Origin of the sequence: Neoroseomonas rubea, assembly GCF_016106015.1 — a bacterium.
Classification (GTDB): domain Bacteria; phylum Pseudomonadota; class Alphaproteobacteria; order Acetobacterales; family Acetobacteraceae; genus Neoroseomonas; species Neoroseomonas rubea.
On sequence record NZ_JACADQ010000099.1, the window covers coordinates 1 to 12578 of the forward strand.

13 protein-coding genes, 1 tRNA gene and 1 pseudogene are annotated in these 12578 nt (G+C 72.0%); 9 read left to right on the top strand and 6 right to left on the bottom strand.

Annotation, left to right across the window (positions count from 1 at the left end; all coding sequences use genetic code 11):
* Positions 1–228, bottom strand: a pseudogene (locus HW577_RS11705) (Bug family tripartite tricarboxylate transporter substrate binding protein); the annotation flags it as partial.
* Between the two features lie 110 nt (positions 229–338).
* Here HW577_RS11705 and HW577_RS11710 point away from each other — a divergent pair.
* From HW577_RS11710 to HW577_RS11740, 7 genes are all read left to right on the top strand, one after another.
* Complete coding sequence (locus HW577_RS11710; protein WP_198376315.1) at positions 339–809, top strand: Lrp/AsnC family transcriptional regulator; 471 nt, start codon at positions 339–341, stop codon at positions 807–809.
* Between the two features lie 133 nt (positions 810–942).
* Positions 943–2274, top strand: coding sequence for a TrkH family potassium uptake protein (locus HW577_RS11715; RefSeq protein ID WP_232474867.1), 1332 nt, complete (start codon positions 943–945; stop codon positions 2272–2274).
* Entirely contained in the window at positions 2267–2932 is a 666-nt protein-coding gene (locus HW577_RS11720) for a potassium channel family protein (RefSeq protein WP_198376316.1), read from the top strand. Before HW577_RS11715 ends, HW577_RS11720 begins: the two co-directional genes overlap by 8 nt.
* Positions 2933–3019: 87 nt before the next feature.
* Positions 3020–3163, top strand: a complete 144-nt coding sequence (locus tag HW577_RS11725) for a hypothetical protein (RefSeq protein WP_198376317.1) — start codon at positions 3020–3022, stop codon at positions 3161–3163.
* 117 nt (positions 3164–3280) lie between these two features.
* Positions 3281–3973: a ribulose-phosphate 3-epimerase gene (gene rpe, locus HW577_RS11730; RefSeq protein WP_408639530.1), complete on the top strand. Its 693-nt coding sequence runs from the start codon at positions 3281–3283 to the stop codon at positions 3971–3973.
* Entirely contained in the window at positions 3970–5622 is a 1653-nt protein-coding gene (locus tag HW577_RS11735; RefSeq protein WP_198376318.1) for a heparinase II/III family protein, read from the top strand. The genes rpe and HW577_RS11735 overlap by 4 nt, the downstream gene beginning before the upstream one ends.
* Before the next feature lie 243 nt (positions 5623–5865).
* Positions 5866–7113: an MFS transporter gene (locus HW577_RS11740; protein ID WP_198376319.1), complete on the top strand. Its 1248-nt coding sequence runs from the start codon at positions 5866–5868 to the stop codon at positions 7111–7113.
* A gap of 12 nt (positions 7114–7125) precedes the next feature.
* Here HW577_RS11740 and HW577_RS11745 read toward each other — a convergent pair whose 3' ends face one another.
* Together HW577_RS11745 and HW577_RS11750 are read right to left on the bottom strand one after the other, a co-directional pair.
* On the bottom strand, positions 7126–7758 hold the full coding sequence (locus HW577_RS11745) for a flavin reductase family protein (RefSeq protein WP_198376320.1): 633 nt from the start codon (positions 7756–7758) through the stop codon (positions 7126–7128).
* A gap of 116 nt (positions 7759–7874) precedes the next feature.
* On the bottom strand, positions 7875–9371 hold the full coding sequence (locus HW577_RS11750) for a tripartite tricarboxylate transporter permease (protein WP_198376321.1): 1497 nt from the start codon (positions 9369–9371) through the stop codon (positions 7875–7877).
* Between the two features lie 91 nt (positions 9372–9462).
* Here HW577_RS11750 and HW577_RS11755 point away from each other — a divergent pair.
* Positions 9463–9545, top strand: a tRNA-Leu gene (locus tag HW577_RS11755).
* 20 nt (positions 9546–9565) lie between these two features.
* Here the strand turns inward: HW577_RS11755 and HW577_RS11760 are convergent.
* Positions 9566–10006 carry a hypothetical protein gene (locus tag HW577_RS11760; RefSeq protein ID WP_198376322.1) on the bottom strand — a complete coding sequence of 147 codons (441 nt, stop codon included), beginning with the start codon at positions 10004–10006 and terminating at the stop codon, positions 9566–9568.
* Positions 10007–10112: 106 nt separating this feature from the next.
* Between HW577_RS11760 and HW577_RS11765 the strand changes: the two genes are divergently transcribed.
* Entirely contained in the window at positions 10113–11516 is a 1404-nt protein-coding gene (locus HW577_RS11765) for a phenylacetate--CoA ligase family protein (protein ID WP_198376323.1), read from the top strand.
* On the opposite strand, the gene HW577_RS11770 is transcribed toward HW577_RS11765, so the two are convergent.
* Complete coding sequence (locus HW577_RS11770; protein ID WP_198376324.1) at positions 11498–12097, bottom strand: GNAT family N-acetyltransferase; 600 nt, start codon at positions 12095–12097, stop codon at positions 11498–11500. The genes HW577_RS11765 and HW577_RS11770 overlap by 19 nt on opposite strands.
* Positions 12098–12121: 24 nt before the next feature.
* A partial coding sequence (locus HW577_RS11775; RefSeq protein ID WP_198376325.1) for an aldehyde dehydrogenase family protein occupies positions 12122–12578 on the bottom strand: 457 nt, incomplete at its 5' end.

Consider the following 12578-nt stretch of genomic DNA (forward strand, 5'->3'; position numbering starts at 1 on the left):
GGCGCCGGGGTGGTTCTCGGCGACCACCGGCTGGCCCAGGCGCGGCGCCAGGTGCCGCGCCAGCACGCGGCCGAGGATGTCGAGGCTGCCGCCCGGGGCGACGGGGACGACGATGCGCACCGGCCGGTCCGGCGCCCAATGCGTGCCTACCGCGCCGGCGGCGCGCGGCAGCAGGCCGGCCCCGGCGAGGAGAGCGGAGCGGAGGAGGAGGTCGCGGCGAAGCGTCATGGCGGGCGATCCCGTTGCGAAAGAGAAGTCTGTTCTCTCAACCCGCCGAAATCTTGCAAGCAAAAGATTTTCATGCCACGAAGACGCCAAAGATCGCGAAGGACTTGCCCATGAGCCGCAGTTTCGAGCCCGACCATACCGACCGCGCCATCCTCCGCCTGATCCAGAAGGATGCCGCCCTGTCGCTCGCCGACATCGCGAAGGAAGTCGGCCTGACGCCGACGCCCTGCTGGAAGCGCATCCGCAAGATGGAGCAGGAGGGCGTGATCACCGGCCGCGTCGTGCTGCTGGACCCGGAGAAGGTCGGACTTGGCGTGTCGGTCTTCGTCGCGATCGAGACCGGCGACCACTCCGCCCCCTGGATCGAATCCTTCGCCGCGACGGTCGCGAAGATGCCCGAGATCGTCGAATGCTGGCGCCTGGGCGGCGACGTGGACTACCTGCTGCGCGTGGTGGTGCCGGACATGCAGGCCTTCGACCTCTTCTACCGCCGCCTGACCGCCCAGGTGCCGAGCCTGCGCAAGGTGACGTCCCGCTTCGCGATGGAGAGGGTGAAGAGCACGACGGCGCTGCCGGTGTGAGGCACGCGGCGCCGCCCCGGTCCGGGCGGACGATCCGGTGCCGCGTCGATTTCCTTTGACTTCGCAGGACGGAAGCGTAGAAGCCCGCCCCGCCTGACCGGGGCGACATGGCCCGCCCGCTGCGAGGATCCGCTTGAAGCGCCTGACCGGGCACCCCGTCCGCCTCGTGCCGCTGGGCTTTCTCGCCGCCATCCTGGCGGGGACGCTCCTGCTGATGCTCCCCCTCGCGCGGGAGGGGCCTGGGGCGGCGCCCTTCATGACCGCCCTGTTCACCGCGACCTCGGCGGTCTCCGTCACCGGGCTCGCCGTGGTGGACACCGCGACGTACTGGACCGGCTTCGGCCGTGGCGTGATCCTCGCCCTGATCCAGGTCGGCGGCTTTGGCATCATGAGCAGCGCCGCGCTGCTCGGGCTTGTCGTCGCGCGGCGGCTGCGTCTGACCACGCGCCTTGTCGCGCAGGCCGAAACGGGCGTGCTCGCCCTGGGCGACATCACCGCCGTCCTGCGGCTTGTCATCGTGACGACGGTCTCGGTGCAGGCCGTGGTCGCCACGGCGCTGGCGCTGCGCCTGGCGCTCGGGCACGGCATGGCCTGGGGCGACGCGGCCTGGCACGGGCTGTTCCAGGCGGTCTCGGCCTTCAACAACGCGGGCTTCTCGACCTGGTCGGACAGCCTGGTTTCCTTCGCCGGGGATGGGCTCGTGCTGCTGCCGATCTGCTGCGCCGTGGTGGTGGGCGGGCTCGGCATACCCGTGCTGTATGACCTGTGGCGTGATCCACGCCGGCCCGGGCGCTGGACGCTGCACACCAAGCTCACCCTGCTCGGCCTCGCGATCCTGCTGCCCGGCGGCGCGCTCGCGGTGCTCACCTTCGAATGGGCGAACCCGGCGACGCTCGGCGCCATGTCCTGGCCCGCCCGGGTGATGAACGCGCTCGTTCATTCGGTGATGTTGCGAACGGCCGGCTTCAACACCGTCGATGTCGGGCAGATGCGCGACGAAACGCTGGCGGTCTCCTGGGCCCTGATGCTGATCGGCGGCGGCAGCGCGGGTACGGCGGGCGGGATCAAGGTGACGACCTTCCTGCTGCTCGGGCTTGTGGTCTGGGCGGTGCTGCGCGGGGAACCCGATGCCAGCGCCTTCGGCCGCCGCGTCGCGCCCGAGACGCAGCGCCAGGCGACCGCCGTCGTGCTGCTGGCCGTCGGCGTGCTCGGGCTCGGCGTGCTCGCGCTGCTCGGCGCGACCGGGCTGCCGCTGCGCGACGTGATGTTCGAGGCGGTGTCCGCCTTCGCCACCGTAGGTCTTTCGACCGGCATCACCCCGCAACTGCCCCCCGCGGCCCAGGGGGTGGTCGTGGTGCTGATGTTCGTCGGGCGCGTCGGCGTCGTCACCATCGGCGCGGCACTCGCGCTGCGCGCCCACAAGGCCCCCTATCGCTACCCCGAGGAGCGCCCCATCGTTGGCTAGCCACCCTTCGCGCGACGCCGTCGTCGTCATCGGACTCGGCCGCTTCGGCGGCGCGGTCGCGGAATCGCTCACGGAACTCGGCCACGAGGTCCTCGGCATCGATGAGGACGCGGCCATCGTGCAGTCCTGGGCCGACCGGCTGACGCATGTGGTCCAGGCCGACACCACCGACGGCGAGACGCTGCGCCGCCTTGGCGTGCAGGACTTCCCGCGCGCGGTCGTGGCCATCGGCACGGACATCGAGGCGAGCGTGCTGACCGTCCTCGCGCTGACCGAACTCGGCGTGCCCGACATCTGGGCGAAAGCGCTGAGCGGCAAGCATGGCCGGATCCTGGAACGCACGGGCGCGCACCACGTGATCTACCCCGAGGCGGATATGGGCCGGCGCGTCGCCCACCTCGTCGCCGGGCGGATGATGGATTTCATGGAGCTCGACGAAGGGGTCGCCATCTGCAAGACGCGCGTGCCGGCCGACGCGGCGGGCCGGACGCTCGCCGATTGCGGGCTGCGCCGCCGCTATGGCGTGACGGTGGTCGGGGTGAAGCGCCACGGCCAGCCCTTCATCCACGCGACCCCGGACACGGTCGTGCAGGCGGGGGACCTGCTGATCGTCGCCGGCACCGCGAAGGAACTCGAGGCCTTCGCGGCATCGACCTGAGGCCGGCGACGCGCGCCGGCGGCGGGCGGGACGCCAGCCGCGCAGCTGGGCTTCGCCTCCACGGGTCTCGGCCAGTTCCGCCGCATCATGATCAAGACGGTGGAGGAGTTGCTGCGTGGCGTGCATGACGACTCCGAGCGCCTGCCGCCGCTGGGCCGAGGCGAGGGTTTCCGCCGTGCCCCCAAGGAGCGCCGCCCCACCGCCACGGAACAGCGCGCCCTGTTCGAATAGCCGCCCCAGAAATCATGGGTTCCGAGGGCCTTTCGGCCCTCGGCGGGTCCAGGGCGGAGCCCTGGTGGGGTCTCGGGGCGAAGCCCCGGAAGGCCCCCCCGCCGGTTGTCCCCTTCCGTGACAACCCGCTACAACCGCAACGTGCCCGCACCGCTCATCGCCCCGTCGCTCCTTGCCGCCGACTTCGCCCGATTGGGGGAGGAGGTGGCCGCCGTCGCCGCCGCCGGCGCGGACTGGCTGCATCTCGACATCATGGACGGCCATTTCGTGCCGAACATTTCCTTCGGCCCGGGGCTGGTGAAGGCGCTGCGGAAGCACGCCGCGATTCCCTTCGACGTGCACCTGATGATCGCCCCTGCCGACCCCTACCTGGCCGCCTTTGCCGAGGCCGGGGCCGATGTGATCAGCCTGCATCCCGAGGCCGGGCCGCATCTGCATCGTTCGTTGCAGACGATCCGGGGCTTGGGGAAGAAGGCGGGCGTCGTGCTGAACCCGGCGACGCCGGTCGATTGCGTCGCGCATGTCCTGGACCTGACGGACCTGATCCTCGTCATGTCGGTCAATCCGGGCTTCGGCGGGCAGTCCTTCCTGGACAGCCAGCTGCCCAAGATCGCCGCGCTGCGGCGGATGATCGAGGCCTCGGGCCGTGACATCCGCCTGCAGGTCGATGGCGGCGTCACGGCCGCGACGGCGCCGCGCTGCGTGGAGGCGGGGGCCGATGTGCTCGTCGCCGGCACCGCGGTGTTCGGGCAGAAGGACTACGCGGCCGCGATCGCCGGGCTGCGGGCGCCGGCGCGGGCGGCCGCATGATCAACATCCTGCGCGGGGCCCGTCAGACTCTCGCGCGGCTGAAGCCCGTGCGGGTGCCGGATGCGCCGGCGCGGGCGTTCCGCGACCTCTGGCCGGGCGATCCCGCGCGCGGCGCGCGGTTGCTGCGCGGGGAGTTCGAGGTGATGGGCACGGCGCGCGCGCTGCGTCCGGGCCTGGCGGGGGCGGAAGGCTGGGATGCGCCCTCGGGCTCGCCCGCCTGGCGCGCGGCGGCGCATGGCTTCGCCTGGATGCGGGATCTGCGCGCGCTGGGGACGGATGCGGCGCGGCTGCATGCCCGCGCGCTGACCGATGACTGGCTTGCGCGCGGGGCCGAGGAAGCGGTGGCCGATGCGCCGGAGGTCTCGGGCGCGCGCCTGTCCGCCTGGCTCGGGCATTGGGATTTCTTCGCCGCGACCGCCGAGGATTCCTTCCGCCGCGCGGTGATGACGCGCATGGCGCAGGATGCGCGCGACCTGTCCGCCGCCCTGCCGGCGGAAGCCGAGCACCGCGGCGCGCTCGCCGCGCTGAAGGGCGCGATGGCGGCGGCGATCGCGTTGCAGGAGGATGCGTACCTCCAGCGTGCCGCGCGCTTCCTGCCGGCCGAGATCGAGCGCCAGTTCCACCCCGATGGCGGGCATGTGGAACGGTCCCCGTCGCAGCAACTGTTCGCGCTGCAGGACCTGATCGAGATCCGCAACCTGCTGCACGGGGCGGGGATGGAACCGCCGCCGCATCTGGCCGCCGTGCTGGACCGCGCGGCGCCGGCGCTGCGGCTGTTCCGGCATGGGGATGGCGGGCTCGCGCTGTTCAACGGGTCCCGCGACGAGGGGGGCGCGCTGCTCGACCTGGTGCTGACCCAGGGGCAGGCGCGGGGGCGGGCACCGCTGGATCTGCCCGAGACCGGCTTCCAGCGGCTGCAGGCCGGGCGGACGCTGGTCATCGTCGATACCGGTGCGCCGCCGGCCGCGCGCGCGGGCACGGCCGCCGAAGGCGGGCTGCCGGCCGGGGCGGACCGCTTCGCCCATGCTGGCACGCTGGCCTTCGAGATGTCGGTCGGGCGCGACCGGCTGATCGTCAATTGCGGCGCCGCGCCGGCGGCCGAGGAAGCCTGGCGCGACGCGCTGCGCGCGACGGCGGCGCATTCGACGCTGGTGCTGTCGGACACCAATTCGTCGGAACTGCGGCCCGAGGGGCTCGGCCGGCGGCCGGAACAGGTGGAGACGGCGCGGCACGAATCGGCCGGCGCGCAGTGGCTGGAAGCCAGCCACGATGGCTGGCGCCGCGCCTTCGGCGCGATGCACCGGCGGCGGCTGTATCTGGCCGAATCGGGCGACGATCTGCGCGGGGAGGATGCGGTGGAGATCGCCGGCGATGCGCCGGTGCCGGTCTTCGCGGTGCGCTTCCACCTGCATCCGGGCGTCGTCGTCTCCCTGCTGCAGGATGAAAGTGCCGCGCTGCTGCGGCTGCCGACGGGCATGGGGTGGAAGATCCGCGGCAAGGGCGCGCGGGTGGCGCTGGAGGAAAGCGTCTATCTCGGCGGCGAACCGCGGCGGTCGACCCAGGTGGTGCTGCAGGCCGAGGAAGGCGTGACGTCGGTGCAATGGGCGATCACGCGCGTATCCATGCCGGCGCCGGGCGGCGAGGCGTAGGGCGCTGGGCGTCGTGGCGCTTGCGAGGGGGTGCCGCCCCCTCGCGCTCCCCCGCCGAGGGCTTAAGGCCCTCGGAACCCATCACTTGGTCGGGACGGATGGGGAGGGTGCTCGCCGTCGTGCCTCGCGCGACAGGGGCGCCATGCCCCCTCCCCATCCGCCCCGATCGGTATTGGTTTCCAAAGCCCTTTCGGCCTTTGGCGGGGGGGCGAGGGGGGCGGCGCCTCCCTCGCGGCACTGTCCATGAACCGCCGCGCGCTGGCCTGGGCCAGTTTCGACTGGGCCAACAGTGCCTTCCCCACGGTAGTCTCCACCTTCGTGATCGCGGCGTATTTCGCGCAGGGCGTCGCACCCGACCCGGCGACAGGCCAGGCGCAATGGGGCTGGATGCAGACGATCGCGGCGCTGGTCATCGCGGTGCTGTCGCCGCTGCTGGGGGCAGTGGCGGATCGCGGCGGGCGGCGGCGGGCGCTGCTGGCTGGCACGGTGCTGGTGACGGCGGGCTTCACCGCGCTGGTGTGGTTCGCGCGGCCCGATCCGTCCTGGACGCTGTGGCTGCTGGTCGTGGTCGGGATCGCGACGATCGCCTTCGAACTCGGCACGGTCTTCTACAATTCGATGCTGCCGGAAGTGGCGCCGCCGGAGCGGATGGGGCGCGTGTCGGGCCTGGCCTGGGGGCTCGGCTATGCGGGGGGGCTGACCTGTCTCGCGGTGGCGCTGGTGGCGCTGGTGCAGCCGAACCCGGCCTGGTTCGGGCTGGAGCGCGCGGAGTCGGAGCATGTGCGCGCGACGGCGCTGCTCGTCGCGGCCTGGACACTGATCTTCGCCTGGCCGGTGCTGCTGGCGGTGCCGGACCCGCCCGGCCCGCATGCGCGGATGGGGGAGGCGGTGGCGCATTGCGTGGCGGAGACGCGGGACCTGCTACGCGGCCTGCCGCGGCGCCCGGCGATGCTCCGCTTCCTGATCGCGCGCCTGTTCTACACGGATGGCCTGAACACGCTGTTCGCCTTCGGCGCCATCTACGCGGCCGGCGTTCATGGCATGGCGTTCGAGGAGATCCTGCTCTTCGGGATCGCGATGAACGTGACGGCGGGGCTGGGTGCGGCGGGGTTCGGGCTGGTGGAGGACCGGCTGGGATCGAAGCGCACGGTGATGATCGCGCTGCTGGCGATGATCGTGCTGGGCTCGGCCCTGCTTCTGACCGACAGCAAGGTGGTGTTCTGGGGCATGGCGATGGCGCTCGGCGCCTTCATGGGGCCGGCGCAGGCGGCGTCGCGCACGCTGATGGCACGCATGGCGCCGGAGGATGAATGCGCGGCGCATTTCGGCCTGTTCGCCCTGTCGGGCCGCATCACGGGCTTCCTGGGCCCGGCTGTGCTCGCGGTTGTAACGACGGCGACCGACAGCCAGCGCGCGGGGATGGCAACGGTGCTCGTCTTCCTCGCACTGGGCGCGGCCATCCTCGCGACGGTCAAACCGGTGCGGGGGTAGGGGCCACCTTCGCTATCGGTCCCGCTGCCCCAGCGCGTAGGACCCGCCATCGGTCGGGCGCAGCGCCTCGAACATCTCGGTCACCGCCGAATAGTCGCGATAGCCGCAGCGCGCGACGGGGGCCGCGGCCAGCGTGTCGAAGCGGCCGTCGCGCAGGAAGGCGTCGTCGATATGCACGCCGACGACCTCCCCGATGATGATCCAGCCTTCGAGCGACGCGCCGGACGCATCGGCCAGCTGCATCGAGGCGGTGACGCGGCATTCCAGCGCGGCGGGCGATGCCGCGACGCGCGGCGCCTTCACGACCCGGCAGGGCGCGGGATCGAGGCCCGCGGCCTCGAACTCGCTCTCCCCTTCCGGCAGCGCGCCGGAGGAGATGTTCATCGCCTCGAACAGCGGGCGGGAGACGAGGTTGAAGACGAATTCGCCGCTTGCGATGGCATTGGCCGCCGAATGCTTCATCGTCTCGCTGGTGAACATCAGCATGGGCGGGCGCGAATGCACCGCGTTGAAGAAGGAATAGGGCGCGAGATTCGCCCGCCCCTGCGTGTCGAGCGTGGAGATCCAGCCGATCGGCCGCGGCGCTATGATGGCCTTGAAGGGGTCGTGCGGCAGGCCGTGGCCGCGTCGCGGTTCGTAGAACATGTCTCGCTCCGTCTGGTGGTCAGGGTGCCCGCGCCGGGCAGGACATCAGGCGCCGCGCGCCATGCCGGCGGCGCGCTTGCGATGGGAGGGGACGCGAGGCGGCGCCGCGCAGGGCATCATGCCGCGCGCTTCGCCCAGGCCGCCCACAGCCGCGGCCCGGCCAGCGCCAGCAGCGCGACGCCGAGGATGATCGCGCTGCCCGGCCGCGTGACGAAGACGGTCCAGTCGCCCTGGCTGATCGTGAGCGCCTGCCGCAGCGCCTGTTCCGCCATGGGCCCGAGGATCATGCCGATCACAACGGGGGCCACGGGGAAGTCGAAGCGCCGCATGAACATCGCGACGATGCCGAGCGCGTAGAGGATGACCAGGTCGATGACGCTGTTCGAGATGCCGTAGGTGCCGATCGTCGCGAAGACCAGGATGCCGGCATAGAGCTGCGGCACCGGGATCTTCAGGATGCGCACCCAGAGCCCGACCAGCGGCAGGTTCAGCACCACCAGCATGACGTTGGCGATGAACAGGGATGCGATCAGCGTCCAGACCAGTTCCGCCTGCTGCGTGAACAGCAAGGGCCCCGGGTTGATGCCGTAGGACTGGAAGGCGGAGAGCATGATCGCCGCCGTCGCGCTGGTGGGAATCCCGAGCGTCAGCATGGGCACGAGGATGCCGGCCGCGGCCGCGTTGTTCGCGGCTTCCGGCCCGGCCACGCCCTCGATCGCACCGGTCGTGCCGAATTCGTGGCGGTGCTCCGGCTTCGCGAGCTTCCGCTCGGCATAGTAGGACAGCATGGTCGGCATCTCGGTCCCGCCCGCGGGCAGCACGCCGAAGGGAAAGCCCAGCCCCGCGCCGCGCATCCAGGGCCAGAAGGACCGCTTCACGTCCTGCCGCGACATGGTCAGGCGGCCGACCTCGAGCACCTCTGTCTTACCTTCCGCATGGCGCCAGGCCATGTGCAGCGCCTCCCCCACCGCGAAGAGCGCGACGGCGACGAGCACCACGTTCACGCCGTCCAGCAGTTCCGGCACGCCGAAGGTCAGGCGCGGCTGGCCGGTCTGCAGGTCGATCCCGACGAGGCCCAGCAGCAGGCCGAGCGCGAGGGAGGTGAGCCCGCGCAGCGCCGAGGACCCCAGCACGGCCGAGACGGTGACGAAGCACAGCACCATCAGGGCGAAGTATTCCGCCGGCCCCAGCACCAGCGCCCATTCCACGATGACGGGCCCGAGGAAGGCGATGCCGAGCGTGCCCACAGTGCCGGCCACGAAGGAGCCGATGGCGGCGGTGGCGAGCGCCGGCCCCGCGCGGCCGTTGCGCGCCATCTTCGCCCCTTCCAGCGCGGTGATGATCGACCCGCTCTCGCCCGGCGTGTTGAGCAGGATCGACGTCGTGCTGCCGCCGTACATCGCGCCGTAGAAGACGCCGCAGAACAGGATGAAGGCGCCGGTCGCGCTGACCGTAAAGGTGATGGGCAGCAGCAGCGCGATGGTCAGCGCCGGCCCGATGCCCGGCAGCACGCCGACCGCGGTGCCGAGGAAGCAGCCGAGCAGCGCCCAGGCGAGGTTGGTGAGGGTAAGCGCGTTGCCGAAGCCGAGGGCGAGGCCGGAGACCGATTCCATACCCCACTGTTGCAGGGATGGAGCGGGCGGTGAACCATCGCGTGGCACCTTGCCGGCGCGCGCCGCGTCGGCTTGATGCCGCACACGGGTCGCCCGCCTGGCGGAATGGCAGACGCAGCGGACTTAAAATCCGCAGGCCGCAAGGTCATGGGGGTTCGAGTCCCCCGGCGGGCATCCCGCGCGATGCGCGCCGCTCAGAACCGGAAGTTCAGGCTGATCCCCGGCGCCGGCGCGTAATAGACCGGCGGTGGCGGCGCGTAATACACCGGCGGTGGCGGCGCGTAGTACACGGGCGGCGGCGGGGCGTAGTACACCGGCGGCGGTCGGTAGCGCGGCGGCGGCGGGGCGTAGTAGTAGCCCGGCGGCGGGCCCCAATAGGGCGTCACATAGACGCCCGGGCCGCCATGGCGCCGCCAGCGGCCGCGTCCGCCCTCGCCCCCTTCGCCGACCGGCAGCAGCGCGCCGCTCGAGACATCCGGCACGGCAAGGAAGGGGCTCGCCCCGGCGCGGGCGAGCGTCACGCCCTGGCCGCCATCCATGGCCAGCGTCGCCGGCATCGCGGGCGGCGCCGCGGCGGCGGGAAGCGCCACATGCGCCACGCCCAGCAGCACCGCGCTGATCGTCACCGGTCGCATCGCCTGCCTCCTGGCCCTCGGCCCATTCCGGCCGTATGAAGAATCGTCCACAAACTGCCACGGAGCCGTGGCGATGTCATGGCAAGGGGCTCCGGAGACCTTCGCCATGGACCGCACCGCGCCGCCGCTGGAGGTCGCCTCCGCCACCCCCGGCATCGCCTGGCCGGGATTGCCCGGCGTGGCAGGAACGTCCCTGCTCGGCTTTCTCTTCCAACTGGACCGCACGCAATGGTGGCCGGCCGAGCGCATCGAGGCGGCCCAGCGCCGGCAACTGGCCGCGCTGCTGGACCATGCGCGGGCCGAGGTGCCGTTCTGGCGCGCCCGCCTGCCTGGCTTCCCCCCGCCGGACGACGCCACGGCCTTCGAGGCCGCCTGGGCCGCGCTGCCCATCCTGACGCGGGCCGAGATCCAGGCGGCCGATGCGAGCGAGGCGATGCTCGCCGACCGCCTGCCCCAGGGGCATGGGGAATACCGGGAGATCTTTACCTCCGGGTCCACCGGCCGCCCGATCCGTGGCGTGCGCAGCCAGTTGTGGGAACTGGTCTGGAGCGCCTTCACGCTGCGCGACCATCTGTGGCACCGGCGCGATCTTGCCGGGAGCCTCGCCGTGATCCGCGAAAGCGGCGCGGGCAAGGCGCCGTATCCGGAGGGCGACACGCAGGCGGGCTGGGGGTTCTCCTCGGCCTCGCTGTTTGCCACCGGGCCGCTGTTCAGCCTCAACGTGACCACGCCGCCGGCGCAGCAAATGGAATGGCTGCGGCGGAGGGACCCCGATTATCTGCTCTCCCATCCCTCCATCCTCGCGCGGCTGGCGCTGGAGGTCGGCGGGCGGCCCCTGCCGCGCCTGAAGCAGATCGTCGCGATCTCGGAGGCGCTGACCGAGCCGCAGCGCATGGCGATCGAGGCCGCCTTCGGCGTGCCCGTGGTCGATGTCTATTCGACGCGGGAGGCCGGCTACCTCGCGCTGCAATGCCCCGACCATGCGGGGATGCACGTGCAGTCCGAAGGGCTGCGCCTCGAGGTGCTGCGCGAGGACGGCACGCCCTGCGCGGCGGGGGAGGTCGGGCGCGTCGTGGTGACGCCGCTGCACAACCTCGCCATGCCGCTGATCCGCTACGAGATCGGCGACCTGGTGGAGATGGGCGCGCCCTGCCCCTGCGGGCGCGGGCTGCCGGTGCTGAACCGCGTGATGGGGCGGCGGCAGAACATGCTGCGGCTCGCGGAGGGCGGGCGGCGCTGGCCGCTGCTCTCCTCGGGCGACATCGAGCGGCTGGTCGGCGCCGCCCCGGCGCTGCGGCAGTACCGCATCGAGCAGACGGCGCTCGACGCGCTGACCGTCATGCTGGCCGTCGCCCGGCCGCTGAGCGATGCGGAGCGCGATGCCGTCATCGCCTGGGCACGGGCCAAATTCGGGGAGGGCTTCGCGGTGACGGTGGAGACGATGGAGGAACTGCCGAAATCCGCCGCCGGCAAGGTCGAGGATTTCGTCTGTCAGGTTCCGGAAGGCTGAACGCACGCCGCGCTGGCCGTCGCCTTCGCCATCTCCGCCGGGCGGTGCAGTTCGAACCACAGGCAGGCTTCCTCCCGCCCGCGCGCGGGGCACCAGATGCGTCCCTCGCCCATCGAGGACATCCCCAGCAGCCGCACGATGCCGAGCGAGGCGCCGTTGTCCCCCTGCACCGCGGCGCGCAGCGTCGCGACATCCATCAGCGCGAAGGCGTGCCGCACGGCGGCCGGCGCCGCCTCGCTCATGTAGCCATGGCCCTGGAAGGCATCGCCGAGCCAGTAGGTGAGCAGCGCCACGCTGTCCTCCCCCGGCGCGCGGGAGATGCTGATCCAGCCCATCACCGCGCCGTCCGCGCGACGCTCGATCACGAACGGCAGCGAGCGCCGCTGCGCCGCCGCCACGCGCACGCCCGTGATGCGATCGGCGGCCATCGGCACGGTGTAGGGATAGGGCCAGGAGGCGAGGCGCCGGCTGATCGCCTCGTTCATCAGGTCGGCAATGGCCGGCGCGTCACGTTCCTCGGCGCAGCGCAGGCGCAGCCTCTCGGTCTCGATGGCAGGGAGCGACTGCGGCAGCACAACCATGTGGGGAGGATGGACCGGGACAATTCAGCGCACCAGCATCCTTAGCACACGTTCTGCAACCGCTGCATGTGGTCGATCAAAGATTCGTGCGAGAGAAAAGCGTCCGTGGCGCACACGCGATCTCAAATTCGAGAAAGTCCGGAAGCCCTCCTCCCCATGCGTCCGCCCGATGCCGGAGGCGCCGATGCCGCCGAAGGCGAGGTCGGGGAAGGCCACATGCTCCACGCAGCGCCCCGTCACGATCGCACCCGACCGCGTGCCGGCGGCGACCGCCGCTTCCTCGGCTTGCGTCGCGCCAAAGAGGTAGATGGCCAGCGGGGCCGGGCGCGCGGCGACCCAGGCCAGCGCGGCGGCCAGGTCGGGCGCTTCCACCACGGGCAGGATGGGGCCGAAGACTTCCTCCCGCAGCAGGGGCGCACCGTCCGGCGCCTCGGCGAGCGCCACGGCGCGGCGGCGGCCGGGCCCATCGGCGCCGAGCGGC